Raw genomic sequence first — 19059 nt, 5'->3', positions numbered from 1 at the left:
TTTATGCTAGAATATTATAACTATATAAAGGCCCTGCACCTAATCTTTGTGATTACCTGGTTCGCAGGGCTCTTTTATATTCCACGAATCTTTATTTATCAAATTGAAGCTTCTGAAAAACCATCCCCAGATAAGGAAATATTAGGAAACCAACTAAAACTAATGGCCAAGCGCCTTTGGTTTATTATTACATGGCCATCAGCTATTTTAGCAACTTTTTTTGCAATAATTCTCTTAATATTAAACCCAGTTTTCCTCGAAATGCCATGGATGCATGTAAAATTAGGATTCGTTGTTTTACTTTGGTTATACCACCTAAAAAGTCATCAGATTTTTAAACAACTGCAAAATGGAATTGCAAAATGGTCCTCTAACCAGATGAGATTATGGAATGAAGGTGCTACTATTATTCTTTTTGCAGTAATATTTTTGGTTATTGTAAGAGATGCCGTCAATTGGATTTATGGGGTTATGGGCATCTTATTATTGGCTGTTCTTTTAATGTTAGGGATCAAATTTTACAAAAGAGTTAGAGATAAAAATCCAAATGCTTAATTGAATTTCGCTTCAAAAACATATATCACCAAAAGCAATCATCAAATTACCATTAGGCAAGCCATACCTGATGATGCTCAAGAACTATTACAACTCAAACTACAATATTTAAAAAACACAGAGACCTTGCCGTTATTCGAAAACGAATATCCCAATGACACCGATCAGGAGAGAGAAATGATCAAAAAGTATCTATCAGAAAAGAATAGCATTATTCTTGTAGCAATGATAAATAATAATATGGTAGGTAATATTGATCTTACAGGTAGTTGGAGAAAAAAAATGGAACACACCGCTATGATTGGTATGGGAATTCACACCAAATGGCAAAATCAAGGAATCGGGACGTTACTCTTACAGAATGTTTTGGATTGGGCTATCAAAAATCCAGTCCTACGTTTGATTTGGTTAGAAGTATATGCTTCTAATATTTCTGGAATAGCTTTATATACTAAAATAGGATTTACAGAAGTTGGGCGAATGCCTAATTTTTTCCTAGAAAAGGGGAAATATATTGATAAAATTATCATGAATAAGGAAGTTTCTGAAGATTCTTTATTTGAAACATAAAATTTTATAGTGTTTACACCTATCTATTTATATTCCTAATTCTTCATTCACAATTAGTTCGTATCTTCGTGTAATTTTTTAACCGAGTACCGATATAAGCATATGATTAAATCAATGACAGGTTTTGGGAAGTCGATCCTTCAACTACCCACAAAGAAAATCACGATAGAAGTAAAATCTCTTAACAGCAAAAATCTAGATTTAAATGCTAGGATTCCTTCTCAATACCGAGAAAAAGAGTTAGAAATGCGCAAGACCATTGCCAAAACATTGGTAAGAGGAAAAGTAGATTTTAGCTTATATGTGGAGGTAACTGGTGAAGAAAATTCCACTAAAATCAATGAAGATATTGTAAAGGATTATATGAGGCAATTAGGGTCAATATCCGCATATGCTAAACAAGAGGAGTTGGAATTGATAAAAATGGCTGTCCGCATGCCTGATGCTTTAAAAACAGAACGTGCTGAGATTGATGAAGAAGAATTTGTTGCTATAACAAAAGGTTTAAACGATGCTTTAGATGCTATAGAGAGTTATCGAAATGATGAAGGTAAAGCACTAGAAAAAGATTTCAAGATCAGGATCGAAAATATTGGAGAACTATTACAAAAAGTAATCAAAATAGATCCTGAACGCATGGAATCTGTTAGAGAACGATTACATAAAGCGGTATCCGAATTGAAAGAACAAGTAGATGAAAATCGATTTGAGCAAGAACTGGTATATTATTTAGAAAAATTTGATATCACCGAAGAAAAGGTAAGACTAGCAAATCATCTGGAATACTTTACAACTACCATAAATACGAAAGATTCTAATGGTAAGAAATTAGGTTTCATAACTCAAGAAATCGGAAGAGAAATTAATACTATTGGTAGTAAATCTAATTATGCACCAATGCAACAGTTAGTTGTACAGATGAAAGATGAATTAGAGAAAATCAAAGAACAATTGCTAAATATTTTATAAGTATTTGTTTATCATATTATAATCAACAAATTGATAAATAAACGAATTCTTTACCCTATTGGTAAAATTTATATAAATGAAACAAGGAAAACTTATCGTTCTATCCGCTCCTTCTGGTAGCGGTAAAACTACATTAGTTAAATATTTACTTCATAAAGAGGAATTAAATCTTGATTTCTCTATATCTGCTGCTTCTCGAGAACCTCGTGGAGGAGAAATACATGGAAAAGATTATTATTTTTTGTCGTTAAGAGAGTTTAAAGACAAGATTAAAGCAGATGAGTTTTTAGAGTGGGAAGAAGTGTATCGTGACAATTTTTATGGAACACTCAAAACCGAGGTACAACGAATTTGGGATAAAGGAAAGCATGTGATTTTTGATATTGACGTCGTGGGAGGATTAGATATTAAACGAATTTATCCAGACAGAACACTGGCTATTTTTATAAAACCTCCGAGTATTGAAGAACTAAAAATTCGTTTAAAAAAACGTAAAACAGAATCAGAAGATAAAATCAATATGCGTGTGGCCAAAGCATCTACAGAAATGGCTACTGCGCCTCAATTTGATGCTATCGTAACTAACGATGATTTAGAAAAAGCCAAAGAAGAAGTACTGCATTTGGTTAAAAAATTTATTTTAGGATAAAACTTATAATGAATATATTCCCGTCTTCAAGGGAATGAAAAATTATCATTTTTCATGAAACAAATAGGTTTATACTTCGGAACATTTAATCCTATCCATATTGGTCATTTAGCGATTGCTAATCATATGGCTGAATATTCTGATCTAGATGAAATTTGGATGGTGGTTACTCCTCATAATCCATTTAAAAAGAAAAATTCGCTATTAGATAATAATCATCGTTTAGAGATGGTCTATCGCGCCACCGAATCGTATCCTAAATTACGCCCCAGTGATATTGAGTTTAAATTACCTCAGCCTAATTATACGGTTCATACCCTTGCACATCTTCAGGAAAAGTATCCCAATGATATATTTCATTTGATTATGGGAGAGGATAATCTTAAAAGCTTTCATAAGTGGAAAAATTACGAGGTGATTCTAGAGAATCATCATCTATATGTGTACCCTCGAATTTCTGAAGGAGTGACAGAACATCAATTCAAAGATCACCCAAAAATTCATAGAATTAATGCTCCTATTATGGAGATATCTTCCACTTTTATTCGCAAGGCAATTCCAGAAGCTAAAAATATAAGACCATTACTACCAAAAGAGGTATGGGAATATATCGATGAAATGAACTTTTATAAATAACGTAAAAAGTTCTTGTGTATATTTAAAACAAAAGAGAATTGATGTTTCCCAATATCCGGAAAAGGATAATTATTAGTAGATACATTATATCCATAAAAAAGATAAACATCACCAAAAATACCTAAACCGATTTTTGGAGTAATTACAAGATCATTTTCACTAAAATTTGTTTGATATTTAGTTTCTAGTCCCAATGCCAACAACGGTATTATATTGATTTGACAACCTGTTTTCAGACTAAAAATATCATCGCTTGAAGATAAATTCCAAGCTAAAGAAAGGTAATAATCATTCGCAAAAAACCCAACATCACTATAGGTACATGTATGTCGTGATATCCCTATTTCTGAATAAAAAGAGTCTTGAAAACCAGCCCCTGCTCTAATCGAGAATCTTTTGTAAGTACTGGAATATCCTCTAACTCTAAAATCCTCAAGATTCGATATCGAATCTTGAGGATTTGTAGGTATATTATTTTCATCTTGTCCATAACTGGGTAAAACCAAAAACAAAACGGAGAAAACGAAATATAAGGTATTATGTATCACCTCTTTTATTTACCGGGAAAATCAGCTTTTCTCTTTTCCAAGAATGCCGTTGTTCCTTCTTTAAAGTCCAAGGTTCCAAAACATTTTCCAAACTCTTGAATTTCTGTTGCAAAACCATTTACACCATCTTCATAAGCAGCATTTACAGCATGTATTGCTGCTCCTATTGCTACCGAAGAATTTCTCATAATTTTACTCGCTAATTTTTCGGTAAGAGGAATTAATTCTTCTTGAGGAACTACATGATTTACTAAACCATAATTCAATGCTTGATTAGCATCCACCATCCCTGCTGTCATAATCATTTCCATAGCCCTTCCTTTACCAACTAATTGCGGTAATCTTTGAGTGCCTCCATATCCTGGTATCACACCAAGTGATACTTCTGGTAATCCCATTTTGGCATTATCACTAGCAACTCTAAAATGTGCTGCCATTGCTAATTCCAATCCACCACCAAGTGCAAATCCATTAACAGCGGCAATTACAGGTGTAGAAAGATTTGCTACAAAATCGAAAAGTAACTCTTGCCCTTTAGCTGCCAATTGACCTCCTTGTTCTACAGAAAAATTCGTGAATTCACTGATATCAGCACCAGCTACAAATGCTTTTTCACCACTTCCAGTAACAATAATTACTTTGGTTTTAGCATCTTTATTTGCAGCATCAAAAGCATTGTGCAATTCCTGAATGGTTTCTTTGTTTAATGCGTTAAGCTTTGATGGTCGATTGATTGTAATTGTAGTTACACCTTCATTTTGAGATGTGAGAATGTTAGTATACATTATATTTCTATTGTTTGTTTAGTATTTTCGATCTCTCTCGAAGTATAAGTAAAAATACATTCCTATCCCAAAATCTTCCACATCAGTAGACACCAATCTCCATCCATCTTTAGAATACTCATCTAATTTTTCCTGAATGTCCTTTGAAGATGCTTTTAGGATATGCTCTTTATCTCTAGTTAGTTTAGAATAGTAAATCAATGATTCTAGCTTATACTCTTTCATAGGTTTAGTTTTTTATAGATCTGACTTTATTCTCGGAAACTTCACCTTAAAAACAGTACCTTTCCCTTCTTGTGAGGTAAAGGTAATACTTCCGCTATAGGTTTCCACAATATTTTTTACCATTCCTAATCCTAACCCCATACCACTATTTTTAGTGGTAAATTTTGGTTCAAAGATTTTCTTCTTATTTTCCTCAGAAATACCTACTCCATTATCAGCCACAGTAATTACTACGTCGTCCTTTTCCGTAAATACATTTACAATAATTTTAGGTGTTTGATCTTCGGATATTGCCTGAATGGCATTTTTTACCAAATTTGTAACCACTCGGATTAACTGTGTTCTATCAAACTTCGCAATAATCTCTTCTTTTTCTGAAGGAAAAACTATATATCCTTCATTAAATATATCCAACGCAAGTCCCACAATCTTTACCACGTTCAATGTCTCACTCTTCTGCGCTGGCATTTGCGCAAAGTTAGAAAAAGCAGAAGCTATAGAACTCATAGTATCTATCTGTTGAATCAACGTATCACTATACTCCTTTACTTTTTGCTCAATATTAGGATCACTTGGATTAAATTTTCGCTCAAAACTCTGAACAGTTAGACGCATTGGTGTTAGTGGATTTTTAATTTCGTGCGCTACCTGTTTTGCCATCTCTCTCCAAGCAGCCTCTCGCTCACTCTTTGCCAGCATTGCAGCACTTTCCTCTAATTCATCAATCATACTGTTATACGCATTTACCAATGAATAGATCTCATCACTAGAATCTCCAATACGTATTCTTTTATTTCGTTTATCCAATCGTGTTTGATCGATAGTATCAGAAATTGTTTTTAGAGAACGTGTAATATATTTGGAAAGAAAGTATGCTAAAATAATAGCGATCAACAACATCAATAAATACACTTGTCCAAGTCTTTTAAGAGATTCCCATAATTCTCTAGAAAAGAAATTGTCATCTTCCAAATATGGTAAATTAAGTATCGCCAAAGGTTTTGATTTATTATCTTTGATATAAGTGTATGAAGACAGAAAATGTTCTCCGTTCTTCTCGGAAACGCCTAAATATCGTTTTTCATACCCGGTTCCTAATGTGTCGATAATACGCTTGTCTAACACCCGATCTACAGTATCATTAACAAAAGTTTCTTCTGATTTTACTAACAATTTACCTGATAAACTATAAATATTTACTGGTAACGTATGCTCTTGAGAGATTTGATGAATTCTATCTTTTTCCTTGAATATTAGTAGAACGTTTTCTTCCGTTACTGGATATGTGGTACTGAGTAAGGCATTATTGATAGCTATTTTTATTCGCTCTTCCTTTCTTTCTAATCGTTCGCGATGGTATTCTTCTGCCTCTTCTTTGTATTGATACACGGTTATAGCAGCTACCAAAACCGAAGCTAACAGAACTAACACTGTCATCGAAATAAAAATCCTAGTTCTAAGGGATAGTTTGGTAAGCTTCATAGTATTCTTTGAATCGTAAAGATAGCAAATATCACACCAAAAATTGCAGCTTCAGTATTGGTTTGCTTTCATAACAACTTGCTTTTAATTCTAAGAATTAACTAAATTTACTTAGCTTTGAATTTATGGATACTTCCTCAATACTCTCTATTAAAAATCTCAATGTTTCTTTTTCTAATCAAAAAAATGAAACTCAGGTATTATATGATCTTTCATTTGATATCAAACCTAATGAGATTTTAGGAGTTGTAGGGGAATCTGGAAGCGGAAAATCAGTTACCTCATTAGCCATTATGGGCTTACTTCCTGCTAAAATTGCTTCTGTTTCAGGCACTATTTTTTACAAGAATGAATCCTTACTAGATTTAGATCCATCAAAACTTCGATCTCTTCGTGGTAATGAAATTGCTATGATTTTTCAAGAACCTATGAGTTCTTTAAATCCTTCGATGAAATGTGGGAAACAGGTAATTGAAATTCTTTTACAGCATACCAAAATATCAAAATCTGAGGCAAAAAACGAAGTGCTTTCTTTATTTGAAAAAGTAAAACTTCCTGATATTTCTAGAGCCTATAATTCATATCCTCATGAACTTAGTGGCGGTCAGAAACAGCGTATCATGATTGCCATGGCTATTGCCTGCAAGCCCAAATTACTAATTGCAGACGAACCAACTACAGCCTTGGATGTAACCGTTCAAAAAGAAATCATTGCGTTACTCAAAGAACTCCAAAAAGAATTTGAAATGAGCATTCTGTTTATTTCACATGATTTGTCATTGGTTTCCGAAATAGCAGATAACGTATTAGTAGTATACCAAGGAAAAATGGTAGAATATGGTCCCACTCAAAAAATATTTAAGAATCCTCAACAAGACTATACCAAAGCTTTGATTTCGGCCAGACCGTCGCTAGATGTACGATTTAAAGAATTACCTACCATAACCGATTATCTTAGTAAAGAGAAGAAGGAAATACAGTTAATTAGCAAAGAAGATCGCGAACAACTACACAAAAAACTATATAGTAAACCTCCTTTATTAGAAGTAAAAAATGTAGAAAAATCTTTTTTTACCAAAGTAGGACTATTTGGTAAGAAAGAATTCAAAGCAGTTGATAATGTAAGTTTTCAATTATTTGAAGGAGAAACCTTAGGGCTTGTTGGAGAATCCGGCTGTGGAAAATCTACCTTGGGAAATACAATATTACAATTACAAAAAGCCAACCAAGGAGAGATTCTATATCGCGGTCAGGATTTAACTAAAGTTTCACCCTCTCAAATTCGAAATTTACGGAAGGAAATACAATTAATATTTCAGGATCCTTTTGCTTCTCTAAACCCTCGATTAACTGTTGGCAAAGCAATTCTAGAGCCTATGAAAGCTCATAAACTGTATAAGAATGATACGGAGAGAAAAGAAAAAGTACTGAGCCTTTTAGAACGAGTAGGATTGAGTCCATCTTATTTTAATAGATACCCTCATGAATTTAGTGGAGGTCAACGACAAAGAATTGGAATTGCAAGAACAATAGCACTCCAACCTAAACTAATCATTTGTGATGAATCTGTGAGTGCTTTAGATATTTCGGTTCAAGCACAAGTATTAAACTTATTAAACGAACTAAAAGAAAAATTTGAATTTACTTATATCTTCATTTCTCATGATCTTGCCGTGGTTAAATATATGTCAGATCAGTTATTAGTAATGAATAAAGGTAAAATTGAAGAAAAAGGAGATGCAGATTTCATTTATGAAAACCCTCAGAAATCATATACTCAAAAACTGATCGATGCAATTCCTAAGGGATTATAAAAAACTGAATATCAATATTCCATCTCGATGTTTACCTAAACACTTATATCCACACTAAGTTTAAATAGCAAACTTAATGTGATGAAAACAGACTTTTTAAAAAATGCCCAAAGAATAATTTCAATAGTTATTATATTCTTTCTGATTTCTTGTGAAACGGATATTCCTGAAACAGATAACACTGCTCCAACATTTTCCTTTAATATTTCTGGAGATGGCTTTAATCGCACCTTTACACAAGATGACGATTTTACAAGCTTACAACTAAATTTACGATCTGATACTACCTATGATTTTATCTTTTCTGGAGCCGATAGCGGTGGTGTAGAGCGAATTTCATGGCAATACCCACATGATTATATAGAGTTTTCTACAGAAATCCCATCACCTTGGGAAACTACATCTATCTCTTTTCTTAGTAGTCTAGTTTATTGGGATGGAAATGAAACGAATCCATTAACAGGAAATATAGTAGCTGGAAAACTAGTAACCAATGGAAATGCTGTAAGTATATCATTCTCTTTTTTAGTTAGGGACTTCGGAGGATTGGATAGTTCTGCTAATACTGTGACCAAATCTTTGAATATTTATATCGACAATCAAAATACAGAAGTAGTTCCTTTATAAGTAATTAGGTAACATCAGAATTTTTACCCTCTGATTATCCGACTACCCCTTAATTGTGCCTTAAAACCCTAATACATCTTCGATATTGGGGTTTTTCTTTAGGAATTAAGTGAAAATTAATTTTTACACAACCATCCTATTTCGTAGTTTTAGAACACGAATTTTAAATCAACTCACCGATGGGAATTTTTGACGAAATAAAGAAAAAGCTAAGTAATGAATTTATAGATATCGTAGAATGGTTAGACAATACGCAGGATACGATTGTTCATCGCTTCGAAAGATATCAAAACGAAATAAAAAATGGTGCTCAACTTATTGTAAGAGAAGGGCAAACTGCAGTTTTTGTAAATGAAGGTCAACTCGCAGATGTATTTGAGCCAGGAACCTATACCTTAAACACTCAAAACCTTCCTATCCTTACTACTTTGAAAGGTTGGAAATACGGTTTTAATAGCCCGTTTAAAGCAGAGGTATATTTTGTAAACACCCGACTTTTTACGGATGAAAAATGGGGAACTAAAAACCCAATCACTTTAAATGATGATCGTTTTGGTTTGGTAGAGATTAGAGCTTTCGGAACGTATGCTTTTAAAATTAATGACCCAGGTAAGTTTATAGTTGATATTGTAGGCACGGATGCTAATTTTACTAGTTTTGAGATAAACGAACATCTAAAAAGTCTGATTTCAACCCGTTTTACGGATACTGTAGGGGAAGCTAATTTTCCGATAGAATTATATGCTGCAAACACTACAGAGCTATCAGAAACATGTAACGATGTAATGCAGCCTGAGTTTAACTCAGTAGGGATCTCATTAGAAAAATTCTTTATTGAGAATGTTTCCATGCCTGAAGATCTTAAAAAAGAAATCTTCGAGTATAGCAGAATTGACAAGCTAGATCTTGATAAATTAGCTAAATTCAAAACTGCAAAAGCTATAGAAGCTGCCGCTGCCAATGAAGGTGGTACTGCCGGTGCAGGAATGGGAATGGGAATGGGATTTGTTCTTGCTCAACAAATGGGCGGTATGATGAACCCGATGACCAACCAACAACAAGTACAACCACAACAAACATCTCCTGTAGCTCCACCACCGATGCCTGTGCAAGTACAATACTATTATGCTGTGAATGGACAGCAAGCTGGACCTGTATCTTTTGATCAGCTCAAAGCACTATTTGCGAATAGAACGGTAAATAAGGATACTCTAGTTTGGAAGCAAGGAATGGCCAACTGGACTGCAATAAAAGATGTAGAAGAACTAAAACCTTTTTTAGGTGGTAGCACTCCTCCTCCATTACCTGGTGCATAAGAACAATTTATAACATAAAATTTATCCTTCTTCCATTTTTATCTATGGAAGAAGGTATCTATTTTGTACAACCTTTAGTATTGTAACTCCTCAATGGAAGAAGAAAAAAGAGCATTTTCTGAACAAAAAAAATCGTGTGTCAATTGTGGTGCAGAATTGACATATAAACCAGGAACTACAGAAATTAAATGTGATTACTGTGGTCATGAAGAAACAATTGTTCAGAATGAAGATGGATTTAAAGAGCTGGAGCTAAAACCCTACTTGGAAGAGATGGGATCACTTTCTCATTCTGAGGAGATACTAATGCTACAATGTAAAAATTGTGGCGCAAATCAACATATCGAAGAGAATTACAAATCATTGCATTGTGTATATTGCACGATGCCTCTGATCATCGAAGATGCTTATAAAGAAGATTGGATTCTTCCTGGTGCCGTTTTACCTTTTCAATTTGATCAGAAAAAATCGCATCAAATATTTTCTAAATGGGTACAAGGATTATGGTTTGCTCCTAACAATCTTAAAAAAGCAGCTTTAGATCCTCAATATACAAAAGGTTTGTACTTACCCTATTGGACATTCGATGCTCAATTGTATGCTACCTATACAGGACAAAGAGGAGATTATTACTATGTAAGCGTTCCATACACTACTACTGTAAATGGTAAAACAGTTCAAAGAACGAGACAAGAACGCAGAACGCGCTGGACACCTGCCAGTGGAAATGTAAGCGGTTTTGTTGATGACACATTAATAAAGGCTTCTCATCAACGCAAAAACGCTATCCCTAACAAAATAGCTCACTGGAACTTAAAAGCTTTAGTTCCATTTAATACAAGTTTTTTGGCAGGATTTGTAACAGAAAAATATACAATTCCTCTAAAAGACGGTCATTTAGAGTCCACAAAAGAAGCAGAAAAAATTGCTCGATCATGGTCTAGACATGATATTGGTGGAGATACACAAAGAGTACATTCTATAAATATGAGCTTATCCGAAGAAACCTTTAAACATATTTTACTTCCAGTATATATAAGTGCCTATCAATATAACGGCAAAAAATATAATTTCTTTGTGAATGGTCAAACTGGTCGAATATCTGGAAAAAGACCTTATTCGTTTTGGAAAATATTCTTCACAGTTGTATTTAGTATTGCTGTAATTGTATTGATTCTTTGGTTAGTAGATACTTATCAAAATCAACAGGGAAATATCTAATCTATACTAGAAATAGTAACTGTTTCATACATGGTTTGATTAAAATCTGTACAAGGTTTTTCTCGTACCACTATAGAAATTTCTTTGTCTATATTCTTCTGTAAACTAGAAATGTCCTTCGCAATTCCCTTGCGTAATGCTATGATTAGTTCTTTATTTTGGGAAATCATATTTACAATTCCAGATCCATAACCTTTAACATTTTTTACTAGCATCCTACCTGTATTATCATAGGACTTATCACAAATATTATTGTTTCCCGAAACTTCTAAAACAACTACTTTAAGATGTATTGTATTTGGTGCTATTTGATTTTGTGAAACGACATTTGGTCTAATCCCTCCGTTGTTCGAATCTCCAAAACGAGGTTTCCGGGCTTTTACTTTATTTTCAGTGTTGCTACTTTTCTTTTCATTTTCCTGAGCAATACTAGTAGATTTACAAGAAACCAAAATTGCAAATAATATTATATATACTAACTTATTCATAATGTTGAAAATAAAAAAAGGAGTTGATTATATCAACTCCCCTTTTCATAATTAATTGTTATTTAAAAGTCAAATTATGACTATTGCTTAAGTAACTTAATTACTTTACTTGTTCCTGTACCTGAAATCTTTGCATAATATAAACCAGAAGCTAAACGAGAAGCATCCCAATTTACACTTGCATTTGAATTCACATCAGACATCGTATGTACAAGGTTTCCTGTACTATTAAAAATATCAATATTTACTTTGCTGCTTGATTTAGCAATAGTATCACCGAAGTTAAAGAAGAAAGTGTTATTTGATGGATTAGGATATACTGCAATCTCATTTGCTAAATCCAATGTCACTAAAGGGGCTTCTACCTCTGGTTCTACTGGTCCATCACCAGAACTAATGATATCTCCATAAATTTGGAAAATCTGGTCCAAAGGATCTCTTCCTAATGCCACTGTAATAGCTGTCCAATCTATTGCTCCAGTTCCAAAAAGATTTACTGGATCTCTAAATTGAGTCACTCCTCCTACAACATTCTCTTGAGACGCCCAGAACCACTGATTTCCTCCATTAAATGCTAAATTAGTGTAAACTGAAATCCAGTATTCACCACTTTCTAACGTAAGAACTTCCGGAAGAGCAATATTTAAATTAGAAATATTAGGTTCTGAAATTGGTGTAATATCACCACTATTATAAACTTCAGCTCCAGGAACACCACCTTCGTTCTCGTAAATTACAATACTTACATTGGTAAGTGCTGGGCTTCCATTAACAGCCCCAAAAGCAACAATTCTATCTATATTCCAAGAAGTACCACTAGGAACCGTAAAATCATCAGCCGATTGTGCTAATCCACCAAAATCCAAAAAGTTTTGTGATGGTATAACCGACACTTGCGTATTTGTTTGCTCATAAATAGTTGGTTCTGCTACAGTAACTGTAAACCCTTCTGCTACTTGCTCATCGCCAGAAGTAGCAACTAATCCGATTGACGCAGACCCTAGACTATCTGGAGCATAGGATAACGTTAAGGTATTTCCTGTTAATACTGCGGTAACCAATTCTGGATTAGAATTTGTTAACTCGATATCAATTGGAAGTCCTTGTGATTGTACAAACAATCCAGCGATATCTATAGTAGTGTCTTCACTGTTCTCACTTACTCCGAAATCTTCAAGTAAAAATGCAGTGCTTAATGTAGCTTCTGGTAATGGATTTGATGTAATTGGGAAACGTGCACTAAATAAACCACTTCCGTGAGCAGCCACTGCGATAAATCCATCTTTTCTTGTAACTACCTCATCAGCAACAGAATTACCGATAGCAAAGTTTTCTTTTCTCCAAACAGTGTTTTGACCATTAAGTCTTCTTGTAGAGTATAAACCTGTACTAGTAGCTGCGAATACTCTTTGTAAACGAGCCCCAAACCTACCTAAGCTACTTCCTAAGAATGCAGTACTTCTTACTGAAGGTCCATTTCCTGTACCATCAGCATTTTCTTCTAAATTACCACTAATGTTAGTCCATGTATCTCCACCATCTTCAGTAATGAACACACTAGGTATTCCGTAATTTGAAAATGTTGCAATCACACGATCCGCATTAGATGGATCAATATTAATATCATTTACAAAACCTACAGGTAAACCTTTACCAGTAGAAATATCTACTACTGTCTGATTATCTATATTCGCATTATCCATTCTGAAAATTATTCCAGAATTAGTACCGTAGTATAACCTATTTGCTACAGGGAATGTAGAAGCTTCTAGAGCTGTAATAGTAGATCCGTCGGGTGTCGCAGTATTTGTTAAATTAACCCAGTTTTCTGTTGCATTTGTATTTGTAAATAATGGTAAACCATCAAGATCATTATTTCTCCATATCGTGCTTCCTGCTGGCATATACATAATATTATCATTATTAGGATCCAATATAAACGGATTCACAAAAGCAAAACCAGAAGCACCTGCTGGCTCTACAGCGGAGAAAGATTCAAAAACTCCCTCTTCATCAAAATTAAATCTAAAAACATTTCCTCTTTGTGAAGAAACATAACGAGTTCTTCCGTTATCAGCAATTGCACTGTAAGCACCATCTCCTCCAAAATCTGATTCCCATATAGCGTTAGAATCCGTAGAATTAGTAAACCAAGTCCCGTTATCCTGAAATCCAGCAACTAGATCATCAGTATTTGGTTCTGGATCAAAAGCAACATGATATGGCTGTGTTGTAATGTATCCATTGTTTAGAGAAGACCAAGCAACAGGCTCAACTCCATCATTAGTAGCAGTAATATCCTCTGTTACATATACACCACCATCATTTCCTGATAATGCTCTATTAGGATTTGACGGGAAAAATGTAAGTACATGCTGATCGGGATGCTGATTCGTATATAAGCTCACATTATTTATTGGAGAATATCCAGCGATCCAACTTTCTTGTCCTGTTGGAGTTGTAAATCCATCCATTGATCTATAAATATTAGTTCCACCAACAAATACCATATTACTATCTGTAGGGTGTACTTTAACTACCATGTTATATTCTCCTTGTAAATTTAGGTTTCCTACTGGTCCACCAATACCAAAAGGTAGATTAACACTTAAATCTGTCCAAGTTCCAGCAGTAGCGTCATATCGGTTTAATAAAGCAGGAATTCCTCCACTATTGTTTTGAGTAAAGAAATACACCGTATTTTCATTAGAAGGATCGATACCCATTACTGTTCTTCCATAAGCTGGCACAAATCCTTCTGGCGTAATATTCGTCCAAGTATCACCATCTGTAGATGTAAAGAAACCTGCTGTTGGATCATTATCAGAATCTATTGTAGCATATATTTGTCCAGTAGAAGTAATAGCCACTTCAGCTTTAGCATCGAAACCACCAGCTAAAACTTCTGTAAAAGAGTTTCCTCCATCTTGAGATCTTTGTATACCAGTAATTGTTCCTAAATAAATATCTCCATTTCTAGGATCAATAGCAATAGAGTTAATTAAATCAAAAGGCTCGTTAGTGTTAAATATACCAACATCAGGATTTACAGTAGCTCTTAACTGCTCGAATGTACGTCCTCCATCTCTGGATTTATACACTCCACTACCTTGATAAAAAGCTCCTCCTGCACTAGCAGAGTTACCCCAACGTTCACCAGAAATATAATACCAGGTAAAGCTGTGTCTAGGTCTTGGATCTTGGATAATTCCGGTAATACTAGGATTTTGGAAGGATCTTGTAATTTTTCTCCAAGTTTCTCCTCCATTTTCAGTTCTCCATAATCCACCAGATACTCCTCCGGCCAAAATAACATTCTCGTTTCCTCTGTCTATTGCTAAAGCACGTGTTCTACCACCTACATTAAAAGGACCTCTATTTTTCCAAAAAGAGAATCTCCCTGATTTAGCAGCTATTTGTAATGATTTTTGTGAATCATCACTAAGACTAATCTTTCCTGAGTATTTTAATTCGGCTTTTCTAATACCTTCTGGTATTCTTCCTGTTGCTGGATCTTGCAATCTTAACAAATCAAATTGAGATCTTTCTATAGCATTATCAGCTTGCCTTTGAATAGGTGTTCTAGGATCTGTCGGTCCTTTTTTGCTATCAAACATTTTTGTTTGCTTGTACAACTGATGACCTTTACCTGGTTTTTCATCTGGAGTAGTTTTGAGTTGTTGTACTTGTGCTGTTATCGTAAGTGTTGACAACATTAATCCACAAGCACAAATACCTCGAGTGAGGTTTTGTAGAGTTGATTTCATATTTAAGTTAATTTTGTGTGAATCCCAAAGCTAGCTTAATGAAATCGAAACATTTGTTAAAATATTATCAAAATATAGTACTATATTGTTAATTTGATTGAATTATAATTTCCCTACTCTCAGTTATTACATGACATATATCTTTATCAACGATAATGGGCATTGTAGAAGAAAATTCCTGAAAACCTTCTCCTGTAATTGTTATAAAATAAGTACCCGTTCTTTCGAATGCACCAACAAAAATTGTTGTTTCATTAAAATTAACTAATGTCTCCGTATATTCCCCGTCTTTAGCAACAACTGTTATTCCAGAAGTTATTATAGAACTATCAACTGAACTTAAAACTGTTATTTCCAAACCTGGCCTAAGTTCATCCGTACAAAAAATTGGATCTAATGTTTCTTGTTCATCCAGATTACAAGCAGAACAGACAACTAAAAGTATAAGTAATAATTTCTTCATAATCCTTTTCATATTTGTAACAAAGATGCGTTATCATGCATAAGGTTGCGTCTTTATTAACGCGAAGATATACATTCTAACACATTCTTCTATTTTTTTACGGACTTACTAAGAATTATTGACCTAAAAAAACCAAAAAAGCACCTAGATATTTAGGTGCTTTTTTGAAAAATTATTTTTTACAAATCAAACTTAATCCCTTGAGCTAAAGGCAATTCGGTTGTGTAATTTATAGTATTAGTTTGCCTTCTCATATATACCTTCCAAGCATCAGAACCGGATTCTCTTCCTCCACCAGTTTCTTTCTCACCACCAAAAGCACCACCGATTTCTGCTCCCGAAGTACCAATGTTTACATTCGCTATACCACAATCAGAACCAGCATGCGATAAAAATCGTTCAGCTTCACGAAGATTATTAGTCATTATCGCTGAAGATAATCCTTGGGCTACTCCATTTTGCACTTCAATGGCATTTTCTACATCTCCACTATATTTTAATAGATATAAAACTGGTGCAAATGTTTCGTGTTGTACTATTTCGAAAGAGTTATCAGCCTCAGCAATTGCAGGTTTTACATAACATCCGCTTTCATATCCTTCTCCATAAAGCACGCCTCCTTCTACAACAATACTACCGCCTTCTTGCACTACTTTTTCTAATGCTTGTTGATACCCTTTAACTGCATCGGTATCAATTAGAGGGCCGACATGATTATTTTCATCTAATGGATTTCCAATTCTTAATTGTTTATAAGCATCTACTACAGCATTTTTTACTTTATCGTAAATTGATTCATGTATAATCAATCTTCTGGTAGATGTACATCTTTGTCCAGCCGTTCCTACAGCTCCAAACACTGCTCCGATTACAGTCATTTTAATATCCGCATCAGGTGTAACTATAATTGCGTTATTACCTCCCAGTTCTAACAACGATTTTCCTAAACGCTGTCCCACTGTAGCCCCAACAATTTTACCCATTCTGGTAGATCCTGTCGCGGAAATCAACGGAATACGTTTGTCTGTTGTCATGAACTCTCCGACTTTATAATCGCCATTCACTAAACAGGAAATTCCTTCTGGAAGGTTATTATCTTTTAAAACTTTGGCTATAATATTTTGGCAAGCTACTCCACAAAGTGGTGTTTTTTCACTTGGTTTCCAAACACATACATCTCCACATATCCACGCTAATGCAGTATTCCACGACCAAACAGCTACTGGAAAATTAAAAGCAGAAATAATTCCAACAATTCCTAAGGGATGATATTGTTCATACATTCTATGACCAGGTCTTTCGGAATGCATAGTAAGTCCATGTAATTGTCTGGATAACCCAACAGCAAAATCACAGATATCTATCATTTCTTGTACCTCTCCTAATCCTTCTTGATACGACTTACCCATTTCGTAAGAAACCAATTTGCCAAGTGGTTCTTTTAAACGTCTTAATTCTTCTCCGAATTGTCTTACAATTTCTCCTCGTTGAGGAGCAGGCATTAATTTCCAAGACTTAAATGCAGTTTGCGCAGCGGTAATTACTTTCTCATAATCTTCTCTTGTGGTAGTAGTAACTTTTCCGATCAAATTACCATCAACTGGTGAGAAAGATGAAATTTCTTCTCCATTAGAAAACCAATCTGATCCTGTAGAGGTTCCTTTATTTAGGTCAGAAACACCTAATTGCTTTAGGGCTTCTTCTATTCCAAAATCTATTGCTATAGTTGCCATGTATTACAAATTATTTTTTGAGTTGTAAAGATACTGCGTTTTGAAGATATATTAAATTTTGACTCGATATATTGTTAATTTTAAACAAAATCTTGCAAAAACATCTTCAAAAAAACCAAAATCTCATTTTCACAAACTTTTTTAAACTAAATTGATCTTGTTCAATCTGCGACAAATCGTTTATCTACTGCCATCTCTGTACCACATTTATTACAGGTTCTTAACGATTTACTACTATAAAAATCTTTAAAATGTTTTAAGAAATCTTTCTCAATGTTATTTAGTTTAAAATATACCTCGTGTAACTTATTATTACAATTATCACAAAACCATAACAATCCATCTTCTGCTTCTAAGTCAGCTCTTTTCCTTTCTATAACGAGACCTATCGAATCTTTATGCCTAACTGGAGAGTGGGGAACTTTAGCAGGGTGCAAATACATATCTCCTGGTCCTAATTTCATTGTTTTTTTCTCACCTTCTTCTTGTATATGAACTTCTATTTCTCCTTCTAGCTGGTAAAACAATTCCTCAGTTTCGTTATAATGATAATCTTTTCGAGCATTTGGACCAGCAACAATCATTACGATATAATCACCTGCATCTTTATATAGATTTTTGTTGCCTACAGGAGGTTTTAGAAGATTACGATTTTCTTCTATCCATTGATTAAGATTAAAAGGTTTCTGAATTCCCATATTTGAATAAATTTTGATTATAAAATTACGGAAATGAAAGGATATCTTTTCTAAAACCAGAAAATCTATTCTATAAAAAAAGCGAACCTAAGTTCGCTTTGTAAGTTTTAGCATCCTGTATCTTCATATTCGGTACTTCCATCTACCGGACAAGGATCAGAACAAGATTGTGTGATCAAAATAGGAAACGGTCTATTGGCAGGTCTAAAGACGCAAGCACAACATTCATCAAAAAAAGGAAAGCCTCCTCCTTGTATTGTTTTTTGTGCTGTTTTACTCAGTTTTTTACTGTTATCGATGTCTAAAATTTTCTTAAGCATACCTAAATAATTTAATTTGTTGAATTTTAAATTTAGGAAATATTGTTTCTTTTCTACAATTTATCATCAAAATAGAACCTCATTTTATCTAAATTGAGTTCTTATTATCAGTTAATTACAAAACCTAAATTAAACAGTAAAACTGGGGAAATAACCTCTATTTTTAAAAAATTAAAAACTTATTGGATCCCGA

The 19059-nt window shown here is 33.9% G+C and carries 19 protein-coding genes; 9 read left to right on the top strand and 10 right to left on the bottom strand.

The window, feature by feature from the left end:
• The first annotated feature begins 3 nt into the window (after positions 1-3).
• From ABD077_RS04130 to nadD, 5 genes are all read left to right on the top strand, one after another.
• The gene (locus ABD077_RS04130) at positions 4-555 is read left to right on the top strand and encodes a CopD family protein (protein WP_343910760.1); all 552 of its coding nucleotides are present in this window, start codon (positions 4-6) and stop codon (positions 553-555) included.
• Positions 556-1125 (top strand): GNAT family N-acetyltransferase, encoded by a 570-nt coding sequence (locus tag ABD077_RS04125; protein ID WP_343910758.1) that lies wholly within the window; start codon positions 556-558, stop codon positions 1123-1125. It begins immediately after the preceding gene.
• 102 nt (positions 1126-1227) lie between these two features.
• Entirely contained in the window at positions 1228-2094 is an 867-nt protein-coding gene (locus ABD077_RS04120; RefSeq protein WP_343910756.1) for a YicC/YloC family endoribonuclease, read from the top strand.
• 76 nt (positions 2095-2170) lie between these two features.
• Positions 2171-2743: a guanylate kinase gene (gene gmk, locus ABD077_RS04115; RefSeq protein ID WP_299608875.1), complete on the top strand. Its 573-nt coding sequence runs from the start codon at positions 2171-2173 to the stop codon at positions 2741-2743.
• Between the two features lie 54 nt (positions 2744-2797).
• A complete protein-coding gene (gene nadD / locus ABD077_RS04110; RefSeq protein WP_299900610.1) occupies positions 2798-3379 on the top strand; it encodes a nicotinate (nicotinamide) nucleotide adenylyltransferase in 582 nt (193 codons plus the stop codon).
• Here nadD and ABD077_RS04105 read toward each other — a convergent pair.
• The 4 genes from ABD077_RS04105 to ABD077_RS04090 are packed head-to-tail and all read right to left on the bottom strand — an operon-like array spanning position 3370 to position 6419.
• Entirely contained in the window at positions 3370-3927 is a 558-nt protein-coding gene (locus ABD077_RS04105) for a hypothetical protein (RefSeq protein WP_343910753.1), read from the bottom strand. The genes nadD and ABD077_RS04105 overlap by 10 nt on opposite strands.
• 5 nt (positions 3928-3932) lie before the next feature.
• Positions 3933-4715, bottom strand: coding sequence for an enoyl-CoA hydratase/isomerase family protein (locus ABD077_RS04100; protein ID WP_343911966.1), 783 nt, complete (start codon positions 4713-4715; stop codon positions 3933-3935).
• 15 nt (positions 4716-4730) lie between these two features.
• Complete coding sequence (locus tag ABD077_RS04095; protein WP_299608883.1) at positions 4731-4937, bottom strand: DUF4177 domain-containing protein; 207 nt, start codon at positions 4935-4937, stop codon at positions 4731-4733.
• A 12-nt stretch (positions 4938-4949) separates the two neighbouring features.
• Positions 4950-6419 (bottom strand): sensor histidine kinase, encoded by a 1470-nt coding sequence (locus ABD077_RS04090; RefSeq protein ID WP_343910750.1) that lies wholly within the window; start codon positions 6417-6419, stop codon positions 4950-4952.
• Between the two features lie 125 nt (positions 6420-6544).
• Here ABD077_RS04090 and ABD077_RS04085 point away from each other — a divergent pair, with 125 nt between their 5' ends.
• From ABD077_RS04085 to ABD077_RS04070, 4 genes are all read left to right on the top strand, one after another.
• Positions 6545-8233, top strand: coding sequence for an ABC transporter ATP-binding protein (locus ABD077_RS04085; protein ID WP_343910748.1), 1689 nt, complete (start codon positions 6545-6547; stop codon positions 8231-8233).
• A gap of 81 nt (positions 8234-8314) precedes the next feature.
• A complete protein-coding gene (locus tag ABD077_RS04080) occupies positions 8315-8860 on the top strand; it encodes a hypothetical protein (protein WP_343910746.1) in 546 nt (181 codons plus the stop codon).
• 179 nt (positions 8861-9039) lie between these two features.
• Positions 9040-10176: an SPFH domain-containing protein gene (locus tag ABD077_RS04075; RefSeq protein ID WP_343910745.1), complete on the top strand. Its 1137-nt coding sequence runs from the start codon at positions 9040-9042 to the stop codon at positions 10174-10176.
• A 93-nt stretch (positions 10177-10269) separates the two neighbouring features.
• On the top strand, positions 10270-11397 hold the full coding sequence (locus ABD077_RS04070) for a TFIIB-type zinc ribbon-containing protein (RefSeq protein ID WP_343910744.1): 1128 nt from the start codon (positions 10270-10272) through the stop codon (positions 11395-11397).
• On the opposite strand, the gene ABD077_RS04065 is transcribed toward ABD077_RS04070, so the two are convergent.
• From ABD077_RS04065 to ABD077_RS04040, 6 genes are all read right to left on the bottom strand, one after another.
• Positions 11394-11885: a hypothetical protein gene (locus tag ABD077_RS04065; protein ID WP_343910743.1), complete on the bottom strand. Its 492-nt coding sequence runs from the start codon at positions 11883-11885 to the stop codon at positions 11394-11396. The genes ABD077_RS04070 and ABD077_RS04065 overlap by 4 nt on opposite strands.
• Before the next feature lie 80 nt (positions 11886-11965).
• Positions 11966-15652 (bottom strand): T9SS type A sorting domain-containing protein, encoded by a 3687-nt coding sequence (locus ABD077_RS04060; protein WP_343910742.1) that lies wholly within the window; start codon positions 15650-15652, stop codon positions 11966-11968.
• A gap of 88 nt (positions 15653-15740) precedes the next feature.
• Entirely contained in the window at positions 15741-16127 is a 387-nt protein-coding gene (locus ABD077_RS04055) for a hypothetical protein (protein ID WP_343910740.1), read from the bottom strand.
• Positions 16128-16294: 167 nt separating this feature from the next.
• Positions 16295-17848, bottom strand: a complete 1554-nt coding sequence (amaB, locus tag ABD077_RS04050) for an L-piperidine-6-carboxylate dehydrogenase (RefSeq protein ID WP_343910738.1) — start codon at positions 17846-17848, stop codon at positions 16295-16297.
• A gap of 161 nt (positions 17849-18009) precedes the next feature.
• The gene (locus ABD077_RS04045; RefSeq protein WP_343910736.1) at positions 18010-18546 is read right to left on the bottom strand and encodes a 3-hydroxyanthranilate 3,4-dioxygenase; all 537 of its coding nucleotides are present in this window, start codon (positions 18544-18546) and stop codon (positions 18010-18012) included.
• A 107-nt stretch (positions 18547-18653) separates the two neighbouring features.
• A complete protein-coding gene (locus tag ABD077_RS04040; protein WP_343910734.1) occupies positions 18654-18866 on the bottom strand; it encodes a hypothetical protein in 213 nt (70 codons plus the stop codon).
• Between the last annotated feature and the right edge of the window lie 193 nt (positions 18867-19059).

Source organism: Aquimarina litoralis (genome assembly GCF_039523995.1).
GTDB lineage: Bacteria > Bacteroidota > Bacteroidia > Flavobacteriales > Flavobacteriaceae > Aquimarina > Aquimarina litoralis.
Note: the sequence above shows the minus strand (reverse complement) of the source record. Positions and strands in the feature narration are given on the sequence as shown.

Excerpts from the sequence above, each read along its gene's own strand:
- ABD077_RS04130 (WP_343910760.1), top strand. The coding sequence starts at position 4 with ATGCTAGAATATTATAACTATATAAAGGCCCTGCACCTAATCTTTGTG.
- ABD077_RS04120 (WP_343910756.1), top strand. The coding sequence starts at position 1,228 with ATGATTAAATCAATGACAGGTTTTGGGAAGTCGATCCTTCAACTACCC.
- gmk (WP_299608875.1), top strand. The coding sequence starts at position 2,171 with ATGAAACAAGGAAAACTTATCGTTCTATCCGCTCCTTCTGGTAGCGGT.
- nadD (WP_299900610.1), top strand. The coding sequence starts at position 2,798 with ATGAAACAAATAGGTTTATACTTCGGAACATTTAATCCTATCCATATT.
- ABD077_RS04095 (WP_299608883.1), bottom strand. The coding sequence starts at position 4,937 with ATGAAAGAGTATAAGCTAGAATCATTGATTTACTATTCTAAACTAACT.
- ABD077_RS04090 (WP_343910750.1), bottom strand. The coding sequence starts at position 6,419 with ATGAAGCTTACCAAACTATCCCTTAGAACTAGGATTTTTATTTCGATG.
- ABD077_RS04085 (WP_343910748.1), top strand. The coding sequence starts at position 6,545 with ATGGATACTTCCTCAATACTCTCTATTAAAAATCTCAATGTTTCTTTT.
- ABD077_RS04080 (WP_343910746.1), top strand. The coding sequence starts at position 8,315 with ATGAAAACAGACTTTTTAAAAAATGCCCAAAGAATAATTTCAATAGTT.
- ABD077_RS04075 (WP_343910745.1), top strand. The coding sequence starts at position 9,040 with ATGGGAATTTTTGACGAAATAAAGAAAAAGCTAAGTAATGAATTTATA.
- ABD077_RS04070 (WP_343910744.1), top strand. The coding sequence starts at position 10,270 with ATGGAAGAAGAAAAAAGAGCATTTTCTGAACAAAAAAAATCGTGTGTC.
- ABD077_RS04065 (WP_343910743.1), bottom strand. The coding sequence starts at position 11,885 with ATGAATAAGTTAGTATATATAATATTATTTGCAATTTTGGTTTCTTGT.
- ABD077_RS04060 (WP_343910742.1), bottom strand. The coding sequence starts at position 15,652 with ATGAAATCAACTCTACAAAACCTCACTCGAGGTATTTGTGCTTGTGGA.
- ABD077_RS04055 (WP_343910740.1), bottom strand. The coding sequence starts at position 16,127 with ATGAAAAGGATTATGAAGAAATTATTACTTATACTTTTAGTTGTCTGT.
- amaB (WP_343910738.1), bottom strand. The coding sequence starts at position 17,848 with ATGGCAACTATAGCAATAGATTTTGGAATAGAAGAAGCCCTAAAGCAA.
- ABD077_RS04045 (WP_343910736.1), bottom strand. The coding sequence starts at position 18,546 with ATGGGAATTCAGAAACCTTTTAATCTTAATCAATGGATAGAAGAAAAT.
- ABD077_RS04040 (WP_343910734.1), bottom strand. The coding sequence starts at position 18,866 with ATGCTTAAGAAAATTTTAGACATCGATAACAGTAAAAAACTGAGTAAA.